This is a genomic window from Phyllobacterium endophyticum, assembly GCF_003010935.1.
GTDB classification, from domain to species: Bacteria; Pseudomonadota; Alphaproteobacteria; order Rhizobiales; family Rhizobiaceae; genus Phyllobacterium; species Phyllobacterium endophyticum.
Genome location: NZ_PGGN01000001.1, coordinates 397,286 through 421,190, shown reverse-complemented (window position 1 = coordinate 421,190; position 23,905 = coordinate 397,286). Strand labels below are relative to the sequence as shown.

The following is a 23,905-nucleotide window of genomic DNA, read 5'->3' as shown; positions in this document are numbered from 1 at the left end:
GGCTTTATGATGGCCAGATTCGCCGGAAAGTCGCAATATGCCTGCAAGTCCGACTTACGATTCGATTGGAACATCGCCATGAAAGCAGTCATTTTCGAGCAATTCGGCCAGCCGCCGCGCGTGCAGAGTGTTGCGGACGCAACACCTGCTGCAACGGGCGTGGTCATCAAGGTCGAGGCGACGGGCCTTTGCCGCAGCGACTGGCACGGCTGGATGGGGCACGACGCCGATATCGTTTTGCCCCATGTGCCCGGGCATGAACTGGCCGGGACCATTCAGGCCATGGGCAAGCATGTAACCCGGTGGAGGCTCGGGCAACGTGTTACAGTTCCATTCGTTGGCGGTTGCGGCCATTGTTTCGAATGCAACTCGGGCAATCATCAAGTTTGCGAAAATCAGTTTCAGCCGGGCTTTACCGCTTGGGGCTCCTTTGCAGAATATGTGGCGGTGGATTTCGCCGACACCAATCTCGTCGCCCTTCCGGACGCGCTCGATTTTGCCACAGCGGCAAGTCTGGGCTGCAGGTTCGTCACCTCATTCCGCGCCATCGTCGATCAGGCGAAGGTCAAGCCGGGTGAATGGGTAGCCGTACATGGTTGCGGCGGCGTAGGTCTTTCAGCGATCATGATTGCAACGGCGATGGGCGCCAATGTCGTTGCGATCGACCTGACCGAGGAGAAACTTGCATTCGCGCGCGAGCTTGGAGCGATTGCGACGATCAACGCCCGGGAGACGCAGGACGTGGTCGGCGCGATGCGGGAAATCACCAAAGGCGGTGCGCATGTTTCCATCGATGCGCTGGGCCATCCTTCGACCTGCTTCAACTCGATCGCAAACTTGCGTCGGCGTGGCCGGCATGTGCAAGTCGGGCTGATGCTGGGCGATCACGCACAACCTCCCGTTCCGATGGACAAAATCATAGCGCATGAGCTTGAGATATATGGCAGCCATGGCATGCAGGCTTTTCGTTACAATGCGCTGATGGACATGCTGGCGACCGGCAAATTGCTGCCGCAAAAGCTGATCGGCAAGGAGATCACGCTGGATGACGCACCCGCCGCGCTGATGGCGATGGACCGTTTCGAGGGGACCGGCATAAATGTCATTACGAAATTCTAGACGGACCTCCCAAAGCAGAAGAATGAACTGGGGTTCTCTATTTCCAGCTTCCGTCCCGCCACATTGAGGAAAAGGCTGTGCCGTAGTCAGGATAGCGGAAGGAAAAACCCAGTTCCTTGATACGCCTGTTTGAGACGCGCTTGTTCTCGCCGTAGAAGGAGCGCGCCATGGGCGTCAGCGGCGCGGTTTCGAAATCAGCCTCTTCAGGGGGTTCGACACCCATCAGCTCCGCCGCATACGCAACCACATCCTGAGGCGGCGCCGGTTCATCATCGGTAATGTTGAAAATCCCGGCTTCCTTGCGCTTTGCAAGAAACGTCAACGCGCCGGCGATATCGTCGACATGGATGCGATTGAAAACTTGGCCGTTTTTGTTCAAGCGTCGCGCCGTTCCATTGACGAGGTTGACGAAGGCGTTCCGCCCCGGGCCGTAAATGCCGGAAAGCCTCAAGATGGCGAGCGGAACATCGCGAGCGTCGCAGAGTTTCTGCCAGCCACGCTCGGCTTCCACACGCTCTGCTGAACGCGCCGACACAGGGTGGCAAGGTGTGTCTTCGTCCACCCAGGCTCCACCATGATTGCCATAGACGCCAACCGTGGACAGGTAACCAATCCATTGCAGGTGCCTCATGTCACGCCGGATTGTTTCGCCGAATTGCGCCAGTACGGGATCGCCCGTCTGACCAGGCGATGTCGAAATGACGAGATGCGTGACACGGGCGAGCACGTCGACGATCTCCTGGGACGCGTGGGTTCCATGGAAGAGGAACGGCGTGATACCTTCTTTTTTGAGGTCTGAAAACTTGGCGCCGTCGCGCGTCGTCCCGCCGATGAAATCCGCTTGACCATCAATGAGCTTGGCAAAGGCGCGCGCCGAATATCCGGCACCAAATAGAAATACCTGCATCATCGATACTTTGCAGCGTTGTGCCATTCGGTCAAGACATCGGCATCGTTCTCTTTTACGGCATGGTGAATTGCCAGTGTAGCAAAACGGGTTCTTTCCATCAGTTGGCCGAGAGCCCAGACGGCGGCACCGCGTACCAGTGGTGAGGGATCAGCCAGATGATACTCGATGGGTCCGATCAGGCCTGATTCGCCGGAGTTTCCGCTGGCGATCAAAACGTTGCGCAGGAAGCGGGTTCGACCGATGCGCTTGACCGGAGATCCCGCAAACAGCGCGCGAAATGCCGCGTCGTCCAGCGTCAATAGCGATGCGAGCGATGGCGATTTCAGGTCGTCGCGTGCCCGCAGCTTCGTCTCGTGCGCCGCCTTGGCAAACTTGTTCCAAGGGCAAACGGCGAGACAATCATCGCAGCCATAGATGCGGTTACCCATCGACTGGCGAAATTCCGGCGGAATTGGTCCCTTGTGCTCAATCGTGAGGTAGGAAATGCAGCGCCGCGCATCGAGTTGATAGGGCGCGGGAAAGGCATTGGTCGGACAAATGTCCAGGCAGGCCTGGCACGAACCGCAATGGTCCGACTCACGCTCGTCGGCGGGTAATTCCGCCGTCGTGAAGATCGTTCCAAGAAACAGCCATGAGCCATGATTACGGCTGACGAGATTAGTGTGTTTGCCCTGCCAGCCGAGCCCGGCAGCTTCGGCCAGAGGCTTTTCCATCACCGGAGCCGTGTCAACGAATACTTTCACGTCCTCGCCCGCCGCACGGGAGACAAAACGGCCGGCGATACCCTTGAGCTTGCCTTTTATTATATCGTGATAGTCGCGGTTTTGCGCATAGACCGAAATTGCCGCCCTGTCCTTCTGCTTGAGAATCGTCAGCGGATCGCCCTCGGGACCGTAATTCATAGCAAGGACGATAATTGACCGAACATCTGGCCACAGGTTTTCCGGATTAGCGCGGCGCTGCTCGGTTTCCAGCATCCATTCCATACTGGCATGGCGTCCAAGCGCGAGATATCGACGCAAGCGTTCTTCGGCCAAGGGAATGGCGTCCGGCCGGGTGACCGCAACGACGTCGAACCCGGCTGCACGCGATTCTGCCAGGATGAACTGCTTCAGCCGTTGTTGTTGGTCCAAGTTCATTTTCTATGAACCTTTTGCGTGGTTCGACGCTGACTATCTCTCCCCTTGTGGGAGAGAAATCGATTTCAGCATCTTAGCGTCTTTGCTGGGAGCTAGAAATCGCAAGAGAGGGAATTTGCTTCGCTGAGAACTACCCCTTTCTTGGCTTTTTTAAGGATTTAGCGAAGAGGCTTAATCCAAGAAAACCCTTTCTCATCCACAAGGGGAGATAAATCGGCGCTATCAAAAATCCAGGTCGCCGTAGTGCGATGAAGGCGGCAGACCGCGTACGCGATCGGACAACAAGGGACGGAATGACGGGCGTGATTTCATCCGCGTGTACCAGTCGCGTGCCGCTTTATAGTCGCCCCACTTGATCTCGCCAAGATAATCGAGGATCGAAATCGATGCGGCAGCGGACATGTCGGCGTAGCTTGGTGCCGGGCCAGCCAGCCAGTTGCGCGTCGCCGTCAGCCAGTCGATATATTTCATGTGCTGGGTGATATTGGTACGCGCAGCACGAATAGCGCCTGAGTCGGGCGCCCCGCCACCCTGCTCGGCGGTCATATGCAGCTTGAAAATACGTTCGCGCGCCATGTGCCGCGTCACTTCGTTCTCGAGCTTCGTCAGGAACCAGTCGACAAGCCTCCTGACTTCGGCCCGATTGAGCGAATCCTCGGGGAACAAACGGCGGCTTCGCTTTAGCGCGCCCCGCGTCTCATCGATATACTCTGCGATAACAGACGCGCCAGAAACCGGCACGTCGCCTTCCGCCAATAACACCGGAAGTGTTCCCGCAGGATTAAGTGCCAGAAACTCCTTACGGCGTGCCCAACTATTTTCCTCGATGAGTTCCACCTCAATGTCATATTCGTTGAGTATGAGTCGGGCATAGCGGGAGCCGGTGGACATGGGATGATGGAAGAGCGTCAACATGGCAGATTGGTAAATCTTTCAAACTGGTATTTTATCCGCACCGTCGTCTCGCGACAGCCGCGTCGAGCTTGCGCCAACGTATAGGCGCAACCTTAGCACGAGACAAGTAAACAGGATTTCACCAATAGCCGGTTACTCCCAACGGCAAAATTCAAGAAAGCGATAATCATGGAATCAGAAACGATTGTCGAAGCCCTTTTCCTTGGCTTGTTGGAAGGCATGACCGAATTCCTGCCCGTCTCCTCCACAGGGCATCTCCTGCTTGCAGGGCATTTCCTGGGATTTGAATCCAATGGCAAGACCTTCGAGGTGTTGATCCAGCTTGGCGCCATTCTCGCAATCCTGACCGTTTATTTCAGCCGTCTTCTCAAGATCGCAAGGGCCCTGCCAAGCGATCCCACGGCGCGGCGCTTCGTCACCGGAATTCTCGTCGCGTTTCTGCCCGCCGCGGTCATAGGTGCGATCGCCCATGATTTCATCAAGGAGGTACTGTTCGAATCGCCAAGGCTGATCTGCGTGATGCTGATTATCGGCGGGCTCATTCTTCTCTGGGTCGACCGCCTCGATTTGAAGGCGCGCTACACAAGCGTCATGGACTATCCGCTTGGTCTCTGTCTCAAGATCGGCCTTATCCAGTGTTTCGCCATGATACCCGGGACGTCGCGCTCCGGTGCAACGATCGTGGGTGCACTGCTCCTTGGAACGGACAAGCGTTCCGCAGCTGAATTTTCGTTCTTCCTGGCCATGCCAACAATGGCCGGCGCGTTCGCCTACGATCTTTTCAAGAACCGCAACATACTGACTTTCAACGATGGCTCTTTGATTTTCGTGGGATTCATAGCGGCGTTTATCTCTGGCGTATTCGTCGTTCGCTATCTCCTCGACTACGTGTCGCGCCATGGGTTCGCGTTGTTCGCATGGTGGCGGCTCGTCGTCGGCACGCTGGGACTGATAGCCCTGATAGTAATGGGGTAAGGCTTGCTAGTTGGCTTATGCCGGCTTTTGGCTGGAATATTGCCCATGCACGCGGAAGCGCCAGAGATATGATGGAAGGATTGCCTCGATTGTCTGCGGCTGAATTCCAAGACCTTCCAACGTGCGACCCTCTTCTTTGGCAGCGTTTGACACAACATTGTCACGCTGCAGGAGCAAGACCTGATCACGGGTCATCACCGGGTTCGGAAGACGGCCCAGGATAGAACCCTGGATTTTGGCGATCCAAAACGGGATCGACACAAACATGCGTTTGCGGCTAATAACACGCAGCATTTCCTCAAGGCACTGCCGGAAGGTCAGCACTTCGCCGCCGCCGAGTTCATAAACCTCGCCTTTCTTCAAGGCACCGTCAACCGACCGTGCGAAAACTTCGGCTACGTCGCCGACATACACGGGCTGGAATTTCGTCCGGCCGCCGCCAATCAACGGAAGGAAGGGCGAGATGCGCGCCATGCCTGCAAATTTATTGAAGAAACTGTCTTCAGGACCAAACACAATCGATGGGCGAATGATAATTGCGTCCGGGAGTATTTCGCGCACAGCAGTCTCGGCGCGCCCCTTTGTGCTGGCATAGGCGGAACGAGAGTGTGCGTCGGCGCCGATAGCAGACATATGCGTTAGCGGCACACCCGATGCGCGGGCAGATTCGGCTACCGCGCGGGCGCCCATTTCATGCACCGTATTGAATTTCTGCTTCCCGGCCTCAAACAGCAGACCCACCAGATTGATAACATGGTCGCAGCCCGCGACGGCTCGATCGATCGAGGCACGGTCACGCAGATTTGCCTGAACAGCCTGTATCTGGCCTACACCGCCTAACGGCTGCAGATGGAAGGCGAGATCCGGGCGGCGGACGGCTACACGAACCCGATAGCCTCTTTTTGTCAGCGCGCGCACGACATGACGACCGATAAAGCCGGAGCCTCCAAAAACGGTGACAAGTTTTGGCTTTACGATTGTCATGAAGCTCTCCTAATTCCATGCGGCAGCAGAAGTTGTGTACTGCCTTTTGGCGCCGGCCGCAAAGGGGATTGGAGCTCAAGGTTCGCGGCGCGTTGCCGCGCCGCGGGAATCTCGTCTTACTGCAGCATCACTGTGCGCAGTTCGTGTTCCTGCGCACCGACGAGAATGTTGTCGCGCTGGTCGGAAAGGACGATCGGATCGCCATTAGCTGCGAACAGCGCCCATAGTTCAACGCCTGGCGTCATCGGCGGAAGTGCCGGGAAACTCGTGGCGAGATCCTCTGTCTTCACCTTGCGCATATAGGCCACCTGGCCTGCGCCAAGACGGGCGAATTCGAGCTCAGTCAGAAGATTCTTGTGGTCAGTCGTTTGCATGATAGCCTCCATGTTCGGACAGTCCATCCAAGGCCCTGTCCAGTTAGAGCTGACGATCAGTCTTCAACTGCAATGTTGATGCGCTTGACCAATCGCTCGGGTTCCGGTCGATCAAGGTCGATCGACAATAGCCCATTCTTCAGAGTGGCGGCGCTGACACGCATTCCATCAGCAAGAACGAAGATGCGCTGGAACTGCCGTGCCGCGATGCCGCGATGCAGATATTCACGAGTCTCTTCATCAGCCTGCCGGCCACGGATGATCAGCTGGTTGTCTTCCGTGGTCACTTCGAGGTCTTCATTGGAAAAGCCCGCGACGGCGAGAATAATTCGAAGCTGTTCACGATCATTACTATTGCCGCGGATACGCTCGATATTATAAGGCGGATAACCGTCGCCTGATTTGGCGATACGCTCCAGCGTCTTTTCCATCGAGTCGAAACCAAGCAACAGAGGGCTTGAAAACGGTGTCATTCGTGTCATTTGTGCAGTCCTTGAGAAAAGCGACCTAAAAGTGAAACCCTGGCTCGGCATTTCACTTCTGTCCCTTGATATGGTCGGTTGGATTGCAGAGTTCAAGAGAGTGACTTGTTACCCCTGATAGAAAGTAAGAAATGCCGCGTAAAATCATAATCGACACCGATCCGGGACAGGACGACGCTCTTGCGATCCTTCTTGCATTCGCAAGTCCGGAACTGGACGTCCTCGGCGTGACCGTCGTCGCAGGGAATGTGCCGCTCGCACTCACCGAACTGAATGCAAGGAAGATATGCGAACTCGCAGGGCGGAGCGACGCTCTGGTCTTCGCCGGTGCCGACCGCCCTTTGATGCGAGCATTGGTTACGGCTGAACACGTGCATGGAAAAACCGGGCTCGATGGCCCGGATCTTCCGGTTCCCACCATGAAACTTCAGGCCAAGCACGCTGCAGATTTCATCATTGAGACACTGCTGGCTGAACAATCGGGAACTGTCACACTGTGCGCCCTTGGACCCCTCACGAATGTCGCGCAGGTCCTGATACGCGCGCCCGAGCTGGCATCGCGTATCCAGCAAATAGTGCTCATGGGTGGAGGTTTCTTCGAAGGCGGCAACATTACCCCGACAGCCGAATTCAATATATACGTGGACCCGCATGCGGCGCAGATCGTGCTTCAGTCCGGCGTTCCCGTGGTCATTCTACCGCTCGACGTGACACACAAGGCGCTGACCACGGCAAAGCGCATCGAGCGTTTCCGTGCTATGGGAACAAGGGCGGGAGATGCCTCGGCCGCCCTACTGGAATTTTTCGAACGATTCGACGAGGAAAAATATGGCTCCGATGGGGGGCCTCTGCACGACCCTAACGTCATCGCTTATCTGCTGAAGCCTGAGCTCTATCGCGGGCGGAAGTGCAATGTGGCGGTCGATGTAGCCAACGAACTGACGCTTGGGATGACTGTTGTCGACTGGTGGGGGGTGACCGACCGGCCGAAAAATGCGCTTTACATCCGCTACGTCGACGACGAGGGCTTCTTCAATCTTTTGACCGATCGAGTCGCGCGACTGGCATAGGCACTTTCCGGTCCAATTGCGGAAATGAGCCGTTGCTTTCTCCTTGCTTGCTCACGGAGAGTTGAAGCCGTGTAAACCATCAGTAAGCAATTCCCAGACAGAATCGCCTGAAAAGGGTAGAGTCAAAAGATTGTACAGCAGAAAACTCGGGGGGTTGATATGCTGACGCGGCGTGGTGTTCTGGCAGGACTTTTGGCGGCAGCCTTGGCTCCCCGGGCGGCGTCTGCGGCAAAATCCAAGAAAAAATTCGTTGTCCAGCCCGAGTTCAGGCCGCAATATGTTTCGTTCGATTCATCGTACGCGCCTGGCACCATTGTCATAGATCCGCGTGGCCGTTTTCTCTATTTGATCGAAGACGGTTTTACCGCACGACGCTATGGAGTCGGTGTAGGGCGAGCGGGTCGTGTCTTTCGAGGCGCCGCGAAAGTCGGCCGCAAGGAGGAATGGCCGCGCTGGACCCCGACAAAGGGTATGATCAGGCGACAGCCGGAAAAATATGCGCGCTACGCTGGTGGGGTCGCAGGCGGACCCCACAACCCGCTGGGCGCCCGCGCACTCTATCTCTATCGCAATGGACGCGACACGCATTACCGCATCCACGGAACAACGGAGCCGTGGACGATAGGACGCGCCGTTTCGAACGGTTGCATCCGCATGATCAATGACCACGTCGTGGACCTGTATGCGCGGGTGCCGGTTGGCGCCCGCGTCGTTGTGCTCTAGGCCGCGACGCTATCCCGCTGGGTGTCGGGAGCCAGGGTGATCTCCAGACCATTGAGCTCTTCGGTCATTATCAATTGGCAAGAAAGCCGTGAATTGTCCTCGACGTGAAAGGTAACATCGAGCTGGTCGACTTCCTCATCCATGGGTGCAAAGAGCTTGTCCGACCAATCCTGATCGACATAAACATGGCATGTGCCGCAGGCGCAGGCACCGCCGCATTCAGCCTTGATGTCGAGGCCCCAATCACGAATGACCTCCATGACGCGAAAACCCTCGAGAGCTTCCAGCGTATGGCGCTTTCCGTGCTGATCGGTGACGTGGATATAGAGGGATTCAGAACTCATCAGAACCTATGCCGCCTTCAATTTCTTCTGCAGGGAGGTGGAGGACGTCGTGTACTGGAAGATAATCCGCTCGCCTGGCGAAACAATGCGTTTTGCCGCCTGGCTCATCAGCGCGGCTTCATGAAAACCCGAAAGGATGAGCTTCAGCTTGCCCGGATAGGTGTTGATATCGCCGATGGCGAATATGCCAGGTTCGGAGGTTTCGAACTTCTCCGTATCGACAGCAATCAGATTTTGGTCGAGATTGAGACCCCAGTCCGCAATCGGACCGAGCTTCATCGTCAAGCCGAAGAATGGCAGTAGCCGCCCAGCTTCGAGGATTTCTTCGCCTTCGGCACCCTTGAGAATTACTTTGGTCAATTGGCCGTCCGACCCTTCGAGACCACTGACCTGGCCCATGCGGAACTTGACACGGCCATCTTTTTCCAGCGCCCACATCTTGTTGACGCTATCGGGAGCGGCACGGAATTCTGGCCGGCGATGGACGAGTGTGACCGACTTTGCCACGGGCTCAAGATTGAGCGTCCAGTCAAGTGCGCTGTCACCGCCTCCGACAATTACCACGTCGTGGCCGCGGAAAGCCTCGATCTTGCGCACCGCATAGTGAACGCTTGTTCCCTCATAGAGCTCGATTTCCGGCACAGGCGGGCGCTTGGGCTGGAAGGAACCGCCACCAGCCGCGATGACGATGACCTTGGTGATGAAAACCTTGTCCGCATCGGTCTCCACGCGGAAACGTCCGTCCTCGAGCTTCTCGAGCGCGGTAACCATGGTGGAAAAATGGAACTGCGGTTCGAACGGCGCGATCTGCTTCAAGAGATTACTCGTGAGATCCTGGCCTGTGACTTCCGGCAGACCAGGAATATCGTAGATCGGCTTTTCAGGATAAAGCTCGGCACATTGGCCGCCAGGGCGGTCGAGGATATCGATTACATGGGCGCGCAGGTCGAGCAGACCAAGCTCGAAAACGGCGAAGAGGCCAACTGGGCCGGCGCCGACAATAACCACATCTGTTTCAATCAATTCGGACATAAAGGTGCCTTCCAGGTAGCAAATTCGAGTTGTTTGTGGAGTTCACGCCCCGGGAACGCGGCGCCAGCTATAGGTGCCGGGCACTGTGTGCGAGCCTCGTCCCGGCTGGTAGTAACCGGGAACATCGTGAAGATTATGGCCGGCAAGGCGGTTCAGCGTCACCGCATGGTTGACCTTCATCGTGTCGAAGCCGGTGCGCAGCATATAGGCGACCTGATCGATCAAAACATCCCCTACGGCGCGCAACTCACCCTTGAAATGATGCTGGTTCTTGATCAGCTCGGCCTTCGAATAGGAGCGCCCGTCACTAAAGGCTGGAAATTCCAGCGCAATTACCGGGATCGAATCCAGCAATGGCAATAGCGGTTCGACGCTTTCACCCGGGGCGACCACAACACCGATCTTGCGATTGGAGGCATTGCGTATCTCTTCGGTGAGACCGAGCCAGACGCCCAGCGGCAGGATCACAGCAGGTGCATCACCGGCCTCCTCCAGCGTTTCGGCTGTGACGTAAGGGTCCTCGCGGAAACCTTCGCGGCCCCAAAGCTCACCCGCAGGTTGTTCAATGTCACTCATAAACTCGAATCCGTCAGCGAGATGTTGCTCAGTTCGTCGGTAAGCCCGGTCAGGTGAATGCCGCACTCAGTCTTGTCGGAGCCAGCCCAGCGGCCAGCGCGATCGTCTTCGCCGTCCTTGACCGGCAAGGTGCAGGGCATGCAGCCGATCGAGCGGTAGCCTTCGGCGACCAAGGGGTGCGGCGGCAAATCATGCTCGGCCATATAGGCCTTGAGGTCGGCGGAGGTCCAGTGCGCAAGCGGGTTGATACGGATACGCGCGCCCACAGACTCGAACACGGGGAGTGCCGTACGCGTCGACGCCTGGAATTGCTTGCGGCCGGTCATCCATGCGCGGTAGGGCGCGACGGCACGGGCCATCGGCTCGACCTTGCGGATGTAGCAGCAGCGATCCTTGTTGGTCATGGACAGTGCGCCGAACGGGTCCTCATCCTTGAGGCTCTGCTTCAGCGGGTGGATATCATGCACATCCGTCATGCCAAGCTCGGCGATGAGCTGGTCACGATAGCGCAGTGTTGCCGGAAAATGCTTGCCGGTCTCCAGGAAAAGCACCGGCGTTGCGCGGTCGACCTGCGCGATCATGTGCAGCATCACTGCGCTGTCAGCACCGAAAGAGGAAACGACGGCGATCTCCTCGTTGAAGAGGTGATCGACCGAGAGCTCGATGACATCCATCGGCTCGAGATTACCATAGCGTGCCTGAAGCGCACGCGCCTCGTCCGCCACGGTAATGTCATTGACTTCAAGCAGCATTTGCAACCTCGCTATAGAGCGCATCCTTGAACGGTGCTGCGCCCACGCGCCGGTAGGTGGCAAGGAACGTCTCTTCCTTGTCGGTCCTGATTTCGAGGTAACGATCGACGATCGTTTCGATTGCATCGACGATCTCTTCCGAGGAAAAGCCGCGGCCGGTGATGTCACCGATCGTGCAAATCTCGTCACCCGAACCGCCGAGGGAGATCTGATAGAGCTCTTCACCCTTCTTTTCGACACCCAGAATGCCGATGTGGCCAACATGGTGATGGCCGCACGCATTGATGCATCCGGAAATTTTGAGCTTGAGCTCGCCAATATCCGCCTGACGCTCCGGGTTGCCGAAACGTTCCGAGATGCGTTGCGCGACCGGGATCGACCTCGCAGTTGCCAAAGCACAGTAATCGAGACCAGGGCAGGATATTATGTCTGTGATCAGGCCGGCATTAGCCGTTGCCAAGCCGTCGGTCAGAAGCAGATCGTAAACGATGCGCAGATCGGCAATCGCCACATGCGGCAGGACGAGGTTCTGCTCGTGACTGACGCGGATCTCGTCATAGGAGAATTTCTCGGCGATATCGGCAACCAGATCCATCTGCGCATCGGTGGCATCGCCCGGAATACCGCCGATTGGCTTCAACGAAATTGTCACCACGCCGTAGTCGGGATTCTTGTGCGGTGTGACGTTCTGGTCGACCCAGGCGGAGAATGCAGGATCCGCCTTGCGGGCCGCCGCGAGTTCAGACCAGCCTTCAGGACGCTGTACAAGATTCGGCGGCGCGAAGTAGGCGTCAATGGCGTCGACGTCCTGCTGCGGCAGTTTGAGGTCTGTTTCCTTGATTGCCTGCCATTCTGTCTCGATCTGACGGGTGATTTCTTCGGTGCCGGTCTCGTGCACTAGGATCTTGATGCGCGCCTTGTACTTGTTGTCCCGGCGTCCATTGAGGTTGTAAACGCGCACGATGGCTGTCGTGTAGGTCAGCAAATCCTCGACGGGCAGGAAGTCGCGTACTTTCTTGGCAACCATCGGCGTGCGGCCTTGCCCACCTCCGACGTAGACGCCAAAGCCGAGCTCACCGGACTCGTTCTTCTTCAGGTGCAATCCGATATCATGGACCTGGATCGCTGCGCGGTCGCGGTCGGCGCCCGTTACGGCAATCTTGAACTTCCGCGGCAAATAGGAGAATTCCGGATGCATCGACGACCACTGGCGCAGGATTTCTGCATATGGGCGCGGATCACCGACCTCATCGGCAGCAGCGCCTGCGAAATGATCGGCGGTGACGTTGCGAATGCAATTGCCCGACGTCTGGAGGGCGTGCATTTCCACCGACGCCAACTCGTCGAGAACTGCCGGGATGTCCTTCAAGGCAGGCCAATTGTACTGGATGTTCTGTCGCGTGGTGAAGTGACCATAGCCACGGTCATAGCGGCGGGCGATATGGGCAAGCTTGTGCATTTGCCTGCTGGACAGCGTGCCATAGGGAACCGCCACCCGCAGCATATAGGCATGCAATTGCAGATAGACGCCATTCATCAGCCGCAACGGCCGGAACTGCTCTTCCGTCAGCTCGCCGGCAAGGCGGCGTTCGACCTGGTCCTTGAACTGTTCAACGCGAGCGGAGACGAACGCGTGATCAAACTCATCATAACGATACATTCTGCGGTCTTTCGATTTTAGAGCAGAACTTGCTCTAATACTTTGTTTTTACGCAATCCCGGACGGAAAACCGGTTCCCACTTTCCTAGAATTGCTCCATGTCAGGCGGCTTTGGACTTTTCAGCCTGTTTGCCGAGGTCAAGACGAATGGTAGGTCCGAGCTGACGAATGCGCTCGCGCAGGCGTACCGGAAAAAGATCGGTGCCACGCTCTTCAACATCGATAACATTGACGTCGATGACGAGGTTGGACTTTATTGCGGACTTGCCGGCTTCCTCGAGTGCATTGACCGCTTCCGCGTGACGCGCGATCAGCGCTCCATCGATATGTTCCAACCACTCGCCATTGGCGCCGAGCCATACAACTTCGCCATCGGCCAGGCGGTTTGCAGTCAACACTTTAACACTCATGATCTTCATCCTTCGCAGTTATGCAACATTGTGGTCAAGGTGGTGTTGCACCACGGAATTCTTTGAATTGGCGGAAAGAGCCTCAGCCTTATCGATAGCTGCACCGGCGACCGCGTCGCCAATGATGACCATGACAGGGCCGCCCAGATCGTCGCGCTGTTCCAGCGCCGGCAGATCATTGAGCGTCCCATGGAACATGCGGCGTTCTGCACGCCCCGCATTCTCGATGACAGCAACTCCAGTATCGGCATGAAGCCCCGCCTGAATCAGGCGCTCCGCAACGGAAGCGGCCACGCTGCGGCCCATGTAGACAGCGATTGTCGCACCGGAAATGGCGAGGCGCGCCCAGTCAGGCAGCACCTCTCCAGCCATATCATGACCTGTGGTGAACACGAGGGAGGATGCGACACCGCGCAGGGTCAGGGGCAGTTGCATATCCGCCGCAGCCGCGAAGGCGGAGGTGATGCCTGGAACGATCTCAAAGCCGATCCCCGCGTCGCGCAAGGCGGCCATCTCCTCGCCGGCGCGGCCGTAGACAAGCGGATCACCCGATTTCAGGCGAACCACCTGCTTGCCTTCACGACCAAGCGCAACAAGCAGATCATTGATCTCGCTCTGGCTCTTGGTATGACAACCTTTGCGCTTGCCGACGGAGAGCCGTGTCGCGTCACGTCGGCCCATCGCAACCACAGCTTCCGGCACCAACGCATCATAGACTATGACGTCCGCCCCCATGAGCACGCGATGCGCACGCAAGGTCAGCAGATCTTCAGCGCCTGGGCCGGCGCCAACCAGCCAGACGTAACCCTTGGGTACACTTTGATTACCTAGAAGACCGGCTGCAGCCTCGTGCGCACCGGCAAGGTCATCGTTGTAGACGTTGCTGGAGACGGCTCCAGAAAAAAACGAACGCCAGAACAGACGGCGCGGCAGGCCTTTTTTGACCAGCTTATCAACCACAGGGCGATAAGCATTGGCGAGTCGCGCCAGATCGCCCAGCCGCGGCGAGAACATGACATCGATGCGGGCGCGGATCATCTGCGTCAATACAGGTCCGGTGCCTTCAGAACCGATGGCAATGGCGAGCGGCGCACGATTGACAATGGCGGGCGTGAAGAAATCGCACAGGTCCGGACGGTCGACAACATTGACCGGAATGTGCTGGCGGCGGGCCTCGTCGGCGACCATCGCATCCTGGTCCTCGTCGCCAGTGGCGACGAAGACCAGTTTTGCGCCGATCAATTGCTTGGGAGCAAAGCTTTCTGCGATATGTTCGTGTTCGCCATCTCGAAGGAACGCAGCGAGTTCCGGCTCAGGCTCTGCCGCAATGACGCGGATGGCGGCATTCGTCTGCGCTAGAAGCCTGGCCTTGTTCAAAGCCTCCTCGCCATTGCCAACGACTACAAGCACTTCATTGCGCACGCGAAAGAAGGCTGGAAAAACAGAAAGCTGGCTTAGGCGGATTGACATAGACAAGCGTATCCCGATGATCCCGAGGATTATCCATGATCCGCCCTTGATTTATAAGGAACAGAAGTGCGCCGAAACTCGTGGGGGAGCATGTAATTTCTGAAAATGTCGAAACAAGCGGATCAGCATTCTACGTGTACGACAACATACATGACCTTGTCATCACCCATCAAGGCGACACAAGGATGTGCTCTCTACCATCCGCGTCCCTGACCGAATCAGTCAGAAGGATACACGACTAAGTTAATCGTGTAAAAAACGAAATGCAAGATATTTTTCGATGCCTTGTCGGATCGGGCAACCTTAAGTCGTCATCTATAGGAACAACGCGACCAGAGAGGAATTAATATGCGCATGATTTTCGTAAACCTGCCCGTCAAGAGAATCGAGGCGACAAGAGCCTTCTTCGCCGCTCTTGGCTTCAGTTTCAATCCGGATTTTTCCGACGACAAGACCGCCTGCATGATCATCGAAGAGAATATTTTCGCGATGCTGATGGAAGAGGATCGATTCCGCGATTTCATAAACAACGATATCAGCGACGCCACGAAGGCTCAGGAAGTGCTTATCGCGCTCTCTGCCGGAAGCCGCGAGGAGGTAGACGGCATTCTGGCCAAGGCGATTAGCGCCGGCGGCAAGCCATGGAAGCCCATACAGGATCTCGGTTTCATGTATGGCTGCAGCTTCCAGGACATCGATGGGCATGTCTGGGAAGTCGTGCACATGGACATGCCCCAGCAGTAGAATTCTGCCAACGAGCGCCCCCCGCTGCTCCTGCTCAGGTCGTAAACGCCGCCGGCACATGCACAGGCCAGCGCCACGGCAGGATAGCAACAAGGTCGAACCGGAGGGAGAGGCGGGAATGGTCGGACTGGCGCGCCAGCCACAGGTCAGCCGCGGCTTCGATACGCCGCATGGTCGAGAGATTGAGCGAATCCATTGCCTGCTCAAGCGTGGTTCTCGCTTTTACCTCAACGATGAGAACAATGTCACCACGTCGTGCTATGAGGTCGATCTCGCCCAGCCTTGTGCGGTATCGACGGTCCACTATGCGATAACCTTTCAGCATCAGTGCGAGGGCAGCAAGGCGTTCGGCGGAATGGCCGCGGCGGTAGGCCCTGTTGCGCTTGTCCACTCCGCTCATTTCAAGGCCAATAGCCGTTGGTAGAGCTCTCCCTTGGGCCGGCCGGTCATTCGAGAGGCCTCGCCAGCGGCTTTCGCTGGCGACATTTCCAGGCTGAGTGCGCGCAACAGTGCATCGACATCGTCGTCCGTGCGAGGCAAATGCTGGTCGTCCCCCGGGGGTCCTATAACCAGAACAACCTCGCCGCGAATACGATCCTCCCCGTCATATTCCGCAGCAAGGTCCTTAATCGGTAAAGTCAGAACTGTCTCGTAGGCTTTCGTCAGTTCCCGGCACAGCGAAGCCTGCCGTTCGGGTCCGAACACTTCGACCATATCTGCCAGTGCCGTTGCCGCGCGGTTGGGAGACTCGAAAAACACCAGCGCCGCATCGAGTGATTTCAACTGCTCCAGTTTTGCGCGCCGCTGGCCTTGTTTCGAAGGCAGAAACCCGGCGAAATAGAACGAATCCTTGAAAAGTCCTGAGGCGGTCAGCGCGGCAAGAACCGATGATGCACCCGGAACGGGTACGACTCTAATGCCAGCAGCTTTGGCTTCCGGTACGAGGCGGCCGCCCGGATCGGCAACCAGGGGGGTGCCTGCGTCTGAAATCAACGCAACGCTTTTGCCGTTGAGGATCGCTTCGATCAGCTTCGGGCCCGCCATGCCGGCATTATGCTCATGATACGCATAGGGGCGCCGCGAGATACCATAGCGCTCGAGCAACACGCGGCTGACGCGCGTGTCCTCGCAAGCAATGACGTCGGCAGCGGCAAGCGTCTCGATACCGCGGAGAGTCATATCCCCGAGATTACCAATTGGCGTCGCCACGATATAGAGTGCCGGCTCCAGTGGACGGGCGCGATACGAAGCGCTGCCAATCTGGTAGTTTCGCTCGCTCACATCGCCTTCAGACATCGCAATCCTTCAAGCTGCCAACTCGGCTATGACCGCGTTGAGCACGATCGCTCCCTGTGGCGTCGTACGAATGCGGCTATTGCCGATATATTCGACAAGGCCCTGTTCAGCCAAGGAAATCACGCGGCTCTCCCTGACGCTGTGTCCTGTCAGCCGTTCGTAACGGGCCAGATCGATGCCCTCGACGAGACGCAATCCCATGAGAAGAAATTCATCCCCCTCCTGCTCATGGGTGAGGAACTCCTCTTCGACGATACCATGGCCGACTGTTTCGACTTTCTCTATCCACGTTTCGGGGTGGCGTTCGGTGATTGTCACAGTGCGGGTACCATTTTCTACGAAGCGGCCATGGGCCCCAGGGCCGACACCAACATACTCGCCGTAGCGCCAGTAGACGAGGTTGTGCTGTGATTCCGCGCCGGGTGCCGCATGGTTGGAAATCTCATAGGCGGGAAGTCCATGCCGTGCCGTCGTCTCCTGCGTGTCCGCATAAAGCGCCGCCGCGTCGTCGCCATCGGGCGTTATCAGTTTCCCGGCCTTCCAGAGATTATAGAAGGGCGTGCCCTCTTCGATTGTCAACTGATAGAGCGACAGATGATCGGCGGCGTAAGAAATGGCCTTCACCAGTTCTTCGCGCCAGGCTTCGACGGTCTGTTCAGGCCTCGCATAAATTAGGTCGAACGAGAGCCTGGGGAATATGTCGCGCGCCAGTTTGATCGCGGCAAGCGCCTCCTCGACACTGTGCATCCGGCCCAGGCGGCGCAGATCACGATCGTTGAGCGCCTGCACACCGAGCGAAACGCGGTTGACGCCGGCGGCGTGGTAACCGCGGAATCGCTCCGCTTCCACGCTGGTGGGATTGGCTTCAAGTGTAATCTCGATATTATCCGGTACATGCCAATTGGCGGCGATCTCGTTAAGCACGGATGCCACAGTTTCCGGCTGCATCAGAGAGGGTGTTCCGCCGCCGAGAAATATACTCGACACAGTGCGGTGACCCGTACGTTCGCGCATCTCGGCGATTTCGCGCGCGAAGGCTGCGGCAAAGCGAGGTTGATCAACGGCATGATGCCTGACATGCGAATTGAAATCGCAGTAAGGACATTTCGCCATGCAGAACGGCCAATGGACATAGACACCAAACCCGGTTCCGTCTTTGCCAGAATGATTCATCCAGCATCCAGACAGTCATTGGCAAAACGTTGAAAGGCGCGGGCACGATGCGATAGCGCCTCGTCATCGCCTGGCTTCCAACCATGCTTTTGTTGCGCCGTCATCTCGCCGAACGTTACGTCAAAGCCTTGCGGTTTAAACACGGGATCAAAGCCGAAACCGGCCGAGCCACGTGGCGGCCAGACAAGTTCACCTTCGACCTCGCCTCTATAATAATTCGCTTCGCCATCTGGCCATGCAAGGCAAATCACCGAAACAAACCGCCCGCTGCGATCATGGGGAGCGTTTGCGCCTCTTTCCTGCAGCGCCGCCTCGACCTTTTGCATGCCATGGGCAAAATCGCGTTTACCGTCAGGCAGTTCCGCCCAGTTGGCCGTATAGACGCCGGGATTACCGCCTAGTGCGTCGACGCAGAGGCCGGAATCATCCGAAAGTGCGACCAGACCAGTCGCCTTTGCAGCCGCGAACGCCTTGATGTAGGCGTTCTCCTCGAAGGTACTTCCCGTTTCGTCAGGTTCAGGCAGACCAAGCTGGGCGGCCGACACTACCTCGAACCCGAAGGGGCCAAGCAGGTCGATCATTTCCTTGATTTTCCCCTCGTTGTGACTGGCAACCAGGAGCTTGCCTTTTTCAAGTATTCTCATTTCCGATTCCATAATTCCGGCTCTGCGAATTCGATCGAATTTCCCGACGGATCGCGAAAATAAAGCGAGTGTGCGCCGTTGGGCCAATCGAATTCACTTTCGATGGCAACGCCATGCGCTTCAAGATGGGATTTCCATTCGGCGATTTCATCCCGTGTCGCGCGAAAGCAGACATGACCCGGACCCGTGGCACCATGCGAGGGTATCGGCAAACCACCTTTCGGGCGTTCTTGCAGTTTTAACGCATTGAACAGGATCAGCACGCCAGGGCCGCAACGAAAGAACACGGATTCTTCGCCGGCCCGGAGAATGCATTCAAGCCCGAGCACACCGCCGTAGAAACGAGCAGTTGCCTCGACGTCCGTCACATAAAGCGCTGTTTCCAAAACTCCGGATGGCTGCATCGTGAACCTGTTAGCTGACAGCCATTTTCTGCAACGAAACTAGCCGGTTGATGCCATTGCGGGCAAGGCCCAAGAGCGACAGCAGTTCTTCCTCGGAGAAAGGTTCGCCTTCAGCCGTACCCTGCACCTCAACGATACCACCCTTGCCGGTCATCACGAAATTGGCGTCGGTCTGCGCCGTTGAATCTTCGAGGTAGTCGAGATCGATAACAGGCGTACCGTTGGAAATGCCACAGGAAATGGCGGCGACATGATCTTTCAGGACTTTCTCCACCTTCAACATCTGGCGTGTTTCCATCCAGCGCAAGCACTCGTGCAGTGCCACCCAACCACCTGTAATGGCGGCCGTGCGCGTTCCGCCGTCCGCCTGAATGACATCACAGTCCACGGTAATCTGAACCTCGCCCAGCGCCTGCAGGTCAACGACAGCACGCAACGAACGGGCGATCAACCGCTGAATCTCCAGCGTGCGGCCACCCTGCTTGCCGGAAGAGGCTTCGCGGCGCATGCGGTCGCCGGTCGAGCGCGGCAGCATGCCGTACTCCGCTGTAACCCATCCCTTTCCGCTATTGCGCATCCAGCCGGGAACTTTTTCTTCAAGGCTGGCCGTGCACAAGACGTGCGTATCACCGAATTTTACAAGGCACGAGCCCTCGGCATGTTTGGAAACGCCGCGCTCGAAGGAAATGGCGCGCATTTCGTCGGGAGCTCGCTTTGAAGGACGCATTGAAAGACCTCTTGTTGATGTGTTCCGGGCCTTTTAGCCGCGATGGGACAACGAAGCAAAGGCTTTGATGCGAAGGCTTTGATGATCGTGCGGAGAATGCTTATATCATGGTAGCAATCGACAAAAAGCACGAGGCATGATGAACAAGACTGCGGTCCCCGAAACATTGCAATCGCTCGATCAGCGATCGCGCGATATATTCCGCCGTATTGTAGAAAGCTATCTCGGAGACGGAGAGCCGGTGGGTTCCCGCAACCTGTCGCGCATCCTGCCCGTTTCCCTGTCGCCGGCGACCATCCGCAATGTGATGAGCGATCTCGAACACCTGGGTCTGGTTTATGCTCCGCATATTTCCGCCGGCCGCCTGCCGACACAACTCGGCTTGCGCTTCTTCGTCGATGCCTTCATGGAAGTCGGCGACCTGTCCAAATCCGAGCGCCATTCCATCGAGGCGCAGGTCAGGGCGGGCGAAACGCAGTCGGCAGAAAATGTGCTGACGCAGGCCAGCCAAATCCTCTCCGGAATGTCGCGAGGAGCAGGGCTGGTACTCGCGGCGAAGGCAGAAGGAGCGCTCAAGCATATTGAGTTCGTCCGCCTGGAACCGACGAAAGCCCTCGCCGTACTGGTCACGCAAAGCGGCGATGTCGAAAACCGGGTCATCGAACTGCCTGTCGGCGTCACGCAGTCGCAATTGATCGAGGCATCGAACTTCCTCAATGCGCATATACAAGGCCGCACAATCACCGAGGCGCGGCAGGAAATCGCCCGCCTGAAGGAAGAGACACAGCAGGCGCTGGATGCGTTGTCCCAACACCTCGTGGAACAGGGGCTCGCCATCTGGGGCGGTGATGGCGGTGGTCAACCAGCACGGCTGATCGTCCGCGGTCGCGGCAATTTGCTTGAATCGGTTAGCGCCGAGGCCGATCTGGAGCGTCTGCGCCACCTTTTCGATGATCTCGAAACGAAGGAAGGTACGCTGCAGCTCCTGGATCTGGCTGAAGCAGGGCCGGGCGTTCGCATCTTTATCGGCTCGGAAAACAAACTGTTCTCGCTTTCCGGTTCATCACTTGTCATCGCGCCATATCGTGATTCTGAACAACGCATAATCGGCGCTCTTGGCGTCATCGGCCCGACAAGGCTTAACTATGCGCGAATAGTGCCAATGGTGGACTACACCGCCCAGCTCGTTTCACGGCTTTTGCGATAGATCATCATATTTGCCGGCACCGGGAATCGTGGCAATGTAAGAACCGGCCGCAACATTGAGTGAGGGTTTCAGCCCATCGCTGCCAATCGTTTCGGCAGTCCGGAGACGACCACTTTCGATGCGGGATCCGCTACATTCCGAGCCGCCAGCTTTGCGATGATCGCTTCGCGGATCGGGCCTGCGTGAAGTGACGGGCCGATGATTATCCGATCAATCAACTCCGGCAGCTCAATACCCATGACATTGTCGGCGGGGCTGTTTTTTAGCTGCATCTTATAAACAATCTGCGGGACTCCGCCGATCACTTCCTGATGCTCCACGAGTTGGACAGACGGCCAGAGCTGCGGGTTCGTCAGGACACGCCATTCGCGTTCGTCGCGAAAGCCGGGATGCTTCGAGCAGGTCGCCGCGAAGACAAGCATAAGGAAAACCATCTCGGCCAAAGCGACCTTGTTCAGTTTGGCCAAAAAGTCCTTGTTGGACGCTACCCGCTGGGCGACGAGCCTGAACTCATCATCGAGTTGCTGGCGCGTCCAGTAAGCTACCGGACTGGAATAGGCCTTCAAGGCTTCGGTCACCTGTAAAAAAGGGGCAACCTTAACGACGACCGCAACTCCAGTCGTACTGTCGTCAAAGGCCCGCCATAATGACAAACGACCTGTATCGTTTTCGGTATCATCGTGCTCGGCGACTGACAGGACATAGGACTGGGTTCGCAGACTCGACAGCCACTGATAGTATTTTTTGACGGCTTCTTCCCAAACTCCAGGAACGCTGGCCTGGAGAGCGCTTGCCAGAGCCGCGTTGCTTTCGCTGTCGTTGTTCCACTGATGCAGTTGCATGACGCCTTGTTCGACGTCACGATAATCGTTCATGCATCGCGTGTTACGAAACTTTATTGCCTCTTCATCAAGAATGCGAAACAGATTTTCCGCCGTGGTGTAGTGGACAAAGCGGGAATTCGCCTTGATGGCCAGACGCCGGTCGAAAGTCGTTGGCATGAAGATGCTGAGCATCTTGACTACGTTGGGATCCCAGTCTTCCATCAGTCCTCAAACGCCCGAGCCGTGCTTGCATGCCAATCTGCACGGCTGATCATAAACGCTAATGCAGCGGGTGTCGCCTGCCCGACTTGTCCTCACATCGTGAAATCGTTCAGGGACAACCTATCTTCAACTTGTGCCGAGACCTCAGCGATCAGATCGGCAATGCCATCGCCGTTGATGTCGCCCTCGATCATCCAATGATCGACGTTCGAAGCGGCTGCCTGGTCCTGTGGGACGAGGAAAACCCGCAACTCTCCGGCGACGCCGGAGAAATCGTTCTCGCCAATAAAATGGAAATCCTGGTTGCCCGCTACGCCCGTGTCCGCATCTATTCGGCTGAGATCAATCGCGTCACCGTCACTGGCATTGAAATCGGCTATGGACGCGTGGGTGGCTTGTCCGCCGTGCATCTGGGATCCATGTTCAACCTGACCGAAGATAAAAGTATCTGCCCCGCTTCCACCCGCCAGAATGTCGGTCCCCGTACCAGTGATGAGTTGATCATCGCCCAGACCGCCATTCAACGTATCGTTGCCGACGCCGCCTTCAAGCGTGTCGTTGTTGTCACCGCCGCGCAGGAAATCATTGCCGGAGCCACCAATAAGATGATCCGCGCCTGTACCGCCGTCCAGCCAGTCGATGCCTGCCCCCCCGACCAGTGTGTCGCTACCCGAGCCGCCATTCAGCCTGTCTTCACCCGCGCCGCCATCCAATGTATCATCACCGTTGCCGCCATAGAGCCAGTCTTGTCCGCTTCCACCATCCAGCCGATCGTCGCCTGCGCCGCCGTCCATCCAGTCGAGGCCCTGTCCGCCAGCGATGTAGTCGGTACCGGCGCCACCATTGAGCCGGTCACTACCGGAGCCACCATTCAAAGCGTCATCACCTGCGCCGCCGATCAGCGTGTCGTCACCGCGGCCGCCATCCAGGAAGTCATCCTCTGCACCGCCATCGAGATAGTCCGCTCCGACGGCGCCATCGAGCCAATCCGTACCGGCACCGCCAAGAAGGTGGTCATCGCCATTGCCGCCATCGAGGCGATCATCTCCACCGCCGCCATCCAGCGTGTCATCGCCGCCGCGGCCATGGAGATAGTCCTCGCCACTGCCGCCAAGAAGCCTGTCCTCGCCGCTGCCCCCGTCGATCCAGTCGGTGCCTGCACCGCCGACCAACGTGTCATTGCCATCACCGCCCGAGAGGCCGTCATCGCCATCGAGACCGACAAGGACATTGTCGCCGGAATCGCCGGACAGCGTGTCGTGAAAAGAGGAACCGACAAGATTTTCGAACCCTACTGCAAGCCGATCGCCTTCGGCGTCGCCGCCCCAGGCTCCAAGTGCGCCAGAACCATCAACACCGCCTAGACGAACCATGACTCCCTCGGACGAACCCGCATAGGCCAGTGTATCGACGCCTTCATAGCCGAATAGCAGATCGCTGCCCGCCTTGCCCTGGATAAGATCATTGCCACTGCCTCCAAAAAGCAGATCGCTTCCGTCAGTGCCTGTGAGTATCTGGTCAATGCCATTTTCAAGGTCGATATTGAGGAGATCGAGCAAGGAACTGTTCAGCGCCATCATGGCCCCCGTGTTGAGACATTAAGATCGGTTTATTCGGCTATATTTGGATATAGAGCTAATTTTGGAGGTTCTTGCAAATGAATTTTTTATAAAGAAAGCATAGTTCAATGTGGCGTAAATATACTTCAAATTTTGAATTAGATTATGCT

At 57.1% G+C, this 23,905-nt stretch carries 27 protein-coding genes; 6 read left to right on the top strand and 21 right to left on the bottom strand.

All coding sequences use genetic code 11. The features are described from left to right. The first annotated feature begins 78 nt into the window (after positions 1-78). Entirely contained in the window at positions 79-1,119 is a 1,041-nt protein-coding gene (locus tag CU100_RS02090; RefSeq protein ID WP_106715941.1) for a zinc-dependent alcohol dehydrogenase family protein, read from the top strand. A 37-nt stretch (positions 1,120-1,156) separates the two neighbouring features. Here the strand turns inward: CU100_RS02090 and CU100_RS02085 are convergent, their stop codons facing one another. The 3 genes from CU100_RS02085 to CU100_RS02075 form a co-directional block, all read right to left on the bottom strand. Further along, on the bottom strand, positions 1,157-2,026 hold the full coding sequence (locus tag CU100_RS02085; protein ID WP_106715940.1) for an SDR family oxidoreductase: 870 nt from the start codon (positions 2,024-2,026) through the stop codon (positions 1,157-1,159). After that, positions 2,026-3,162: a tRNA epoxyqueuosine(34) reductase QueG gene (gene queG / locus CU100_RS02080; RefSeq protein WP_407070288.1), complete on the bottom strand. Its 1,137-nt coding sequence runs from the start codon at positions 3,160-3,162 to the stop codon at positions 2,026-2,028. The genes CU100_RS02085 and queG overlap by 1 nt, the downstream gene beginning before the upstream one ends. A 228-nt stretch (positions 3,163-3,390) precedes the next feature. Further along, entirely contained in the window at positions 3,391-4,083 is a 693-nt protein-coding gene (locus CU100_RS02075) for a glutathione S-transferase family protein (protein ID WP_106714893.1), read from the bottom strand. Positions 4,084-4,251: 168 nt separating this feature from the next. Between CU100_RS02075 and CU100_RS02070 the strand changes: the two genes are divergently transcribed. Beyond that, a complete protein-coding gene (locus tag CU100_RS02070) occupies positions 4,252-5,058 on the top strand; it encodes an undecaprenyl-diphosphate phosphatase (RefSeq protein ID WP_106714892.1) in 807 nt (268 codons plus the stop codon). Between the two features lie 15 nt (positions 5,059-5,073). Here CU100_RS02070 and CU100_RS02065 read toward each other — a convergent pair whose 3' ends face one another. The 3 genes from CU100_RS02065 to CU100_RS02055 all read right to left on the bottom strand — a co-directional run bounded on the left by CU100_RS02065 (position 5,074) and on the right by CU100_RS02055 (position 6,898). Next, positions 5,074-6,042 (bottom strand): complex I NDUFA9 subunit family protein, encoded by a 969-nt coding sequence (locus CU100_RS02065; protein ID WP_106714891.1) that lies wholly within the window; start codon positions 6,040-6,042, stop codon positions 5,074-5,076. Positions 6,043-6,158: 116 nt separating this feature from the next. Further along, a complete protein-coding gene (locus CU100_RS02060) occupies positions 6,159-6,416 on the bottom strand; it encodes a BQ00720 family protein (RefSeq protein WP_106715939.1) in 258 nt (85 codons plus the stop codon). Between the two features lie 56 nt (positions 6,417-6,472). After that, positions 6,473-6,898: an Hsp20 family protein gene (locus CU100_RS02055; protein WP_106714890.1), complete on the bottom strand. Its 426-nt coding sequence runs from the start codon at positions 6,896-6,898 to the stop codon at positions 6,473-6,475. A gap of 131 nt (positions 6,899-7,029) precedes the next feature. Here CU100_RS02055 and CU100_RS02050 point away from each other — a divergent pair, with 131 nt between their 5' ends. Then, positions 7,030-7,968 (top strand): nucleoside hydrolase, encoded by a 939-nt coding sequence (locus tag CU100_RS02050; RefSeq protein WP_106714889.1) that lies wholly within the window; start codon positions 7,030-7,032, stop codon positions 7,966-7,968. Positions 7,969-8,127: 159 nt separating this feature from the next. Next, positions 8,128-8,691 carry a L,D-transpeptidase gene (locus CU100_RS02045; protein WP_183635491.1) on the top strand — a complete coding sequence of 188 codons (564 nt, stop codon included), beginning with the start codon at positions 8,128-8,130 and terminating at the stop codon, positions 8,689-8,691. On the opposite strand, the gene CU100_RS02040 is transcribed toward CU100_RS02045, so the two are convergent. The 7 genes from CU100_RS02040 to cysG form a co-directional block, all read right to left on the bottom strand. Then, complete coding sequence (locus CU100_RS02040) at positions 8,688-9,035, bottom strand: 2Fe-2S iron-sulfur cluster-binding protein (RefSeq protein WP_106714888.1); 348 nt, start codon at positions 9,033-9,035, stop codon at positions 8,688-8,690. The two genes, CU100_RS02045 and CU100_RS02040, sit on opposite strands and share 4 nt — an antisense overlap. Positions 9,036-9,041: 6 nt before the next feature. Further along, on the bottom strand, positions 9,042-10,067 hold the full coding sequence (locus CU100_RS02035) for an NAD(P)/FAD-dependent oxidoreductase (protein ID WP_106714887.1): 1,026 nt from the start codon (positions 10,065-10,067) through the stop codon (positions 9,042-9,044). A 42-nt stretch (positions 10,068-10,109) separates the two neighbouring features. Continuing rightward, positions 10,110-10,643, bottom strand: coding sequence for a DUF934 domain-containing protein (locus CU100_RS02030; RefSeq protein ID WP_106714886.1), 534 nt, complete (start codon positions 10,641-10,643; stop codon positions 10,110-10,112). Continuing rightward, positions 10,640-11,392, bottom strand: coding sequence for a phosphoadenylyl-sulfate reductase (locus CU100_RS02025; RefSeq protein ID WP_407070304.1), 753 nt, complete (start codon positions 11,390-11,392; stop codon positions 10,640-10,642). The genes CU100_RS02030 and CU100_RS02025 overlap by 4 nt, the downstream gene beginning before the upstream one ends. Continuing rightward, entirely contained in the window at positions 11,385-13,055 is a 1,671-nt protein-coding gene (locus CU100_RS02020) for a nitrite/sulfite reductase (RefSeq protein ID WP_106714884.1), read from the bottom strand. Before CU100_RS02020 ends, CU100_RS02025 begins: the two co-directional genes overlap by 8 nt. Positions 13,056-13,156: 101 nt before the next feature. Continuing rightward, the gene (locus CU100_RS02015; protein ID WP_106715937.1) at positions 13,157-13,465 is read right to left on the bottom strand and encodes a DUF2849 domain-containing protein; all 309 of its coding nucleotides are present in this window, start codon (positions 13,463-13,465) and stop codon (positions 13,157-13,159) included. An 18-nt stretch (positions 13,466-13,483) separates the two neighbouring features. Then, positions 13,484-14,935 (bottom strand): siroheme synthase CysG, encoded by a 1,452-nt coding sequence (gene cysG / locus CU100_RS02010; protein WP_106714883.1) that lies wholly within the window; start codon positions 14,933-14,935, stop codon positions 13,484-13,486. Between the two features lie 348 nt (positions 14,936-15,283). Between cysG and CU100_RS02005 the strand changes: the two genes are divergently transcribed. Beyond that, the gene (locus CU100_RS02005) at positions 15,284-15,679 is read left to right on the top strand and encodes a VOC family protein (RefSeq protein WP_106714882.1); all 396 of its coding nucleotides are present in this window, start codon (positions 15,284-15,286) and stop codon (positions 15,677-15,679) included. A gap of 34 nt (positions 15,680-15,713) precedes the next feature. Here the strand turns inward: CU100_RS02005 and CU100_RS02000 are convergent, their stop codons facing one another. The 6 genes from CU100_RS02000 to rph are packed head-to-tail and all read right to left on the bottom strand — an operon-like array spanning position 15,714 to position 19,923. Continuing rightward, a complete protein-coding gene (locus CU100_RS02000; protein ID WP_106714881.1) occupies positions 15,714-16,079 on the bottom strand; it encodes a YraN family protein in 366 nt (121 codons plus the stop codon). Further along, on the bottom strand, positions 16,076-16,975 hold the full coding sequence (gene rsmI / locus CU100_RS01995; RefSeq protein WP_106714880.1) for a 16S rRNA (cytidine(1402)-2'-O)-methyltransferase: 900 nt from the start codon (positions 16,973-16,975) through the stop codon (positions 16,076-16,078). The genes CU100_RS02000 and rsmI overlap by 4 nt, the downstream gene beginning before the upstream one ends. Before the next feature lie 9 nt (positions 16,976-16,984). Continuing rightward, the gene (gene hemW / locus CU100_RS01990) at positions 16,985-18,148 is read right to left on the bottom strand and encodes a radical SAM family heme chaperone HemW (protein ID WP_106714879.1); all 1,164 of its coding nucleotides are present in this window, start codon (positions 18,146-18,148) and stop codon (positions 16,985-16,987) included. Beyond that, entirely contained in the window at positions 18,145-18,792 is a 648-nt protein-coding gene (locus CU100_RS01985; RefSeq protein WP_106715936.1) for a non-canonical purine NTP pyrophosphatase, read from the bottom strand. The genes hemW and CU100_RS01985 overlap by 4 nt, the downstream gene beginning before the upstream one ends. Continuing rightward, positions 18,789-19,196, bottom strand: a complete 408-nt coding sequence (locus CU100_RS01980) for a VOC family protein (RefSeq protein ID WP_106714878.1) — start codon at positions 19,194-19,196, stop codon at positions 18,789-18,791. Before CU100_RS01980 ends, CU100_RS01985 begins: the two co-directional genes overlap by 4 nt. 10 nt (positions 19,197-19,206) lie before the next feature. Further along, on the bottom strand, positions 19,207-19,923 hold the full coding sequence (rph, locus tag CU100_RS01975) for a ribonuclease PH (protein ID WP_106714877.1): 717 nt from the start codon (positions 19,921-19,923) through the stop codon (positions 19,207-19,209). 136 nt (positions 19,924-20,059) lie between these two features. Between rph and hrcA the strand changes: the two genes are divergently transcribed. Further along, positions 20,060-21,130 (top strand): heat-inducible transcriptional repressor HrcA, encoded by a 1,071-nt coding sequence (gene hrcA, locus CU100_RS01970; protein ID WP_183635492.1) that lies wholly within the window; start codon positions 20,060-20,062, stop codon positions 21,128-21,130. Between the two features lie 68 nt (positions 21,131-21,198). On the opposite strand, the gene CU100_RS01965 is transcribed toward hrcA, so the two are convergent. Together CU100_RS01965 and CU100_RS01960 are read right to left on the bottom strand one after the other, a co-directional pair. Next, complete coding sequence (locus tag CU100_RS01965) at positions 21,199-22,176, bottom strand: DUF2971 domain-containing protein (RefSeq protein WP_106714875.1); 978 nt, start codon at positions 22,174-22,176, stop codon at positions 21,199-21,201. Positions 22,177-22,268: 92 nt separating this feature from the next. Beyond that, positions 22,269-23,753, bottom strand: coding sequence for a calcium-binding protein (locus CU100_RS01960; RefSeq protein WP_170113707.1), 1,485 nt, complete (start codon positions 23,751-23,753; stop codon positions 22,269-22,271). Positions 23,754-23,905 lie beyond the last annotated feature (152 nt).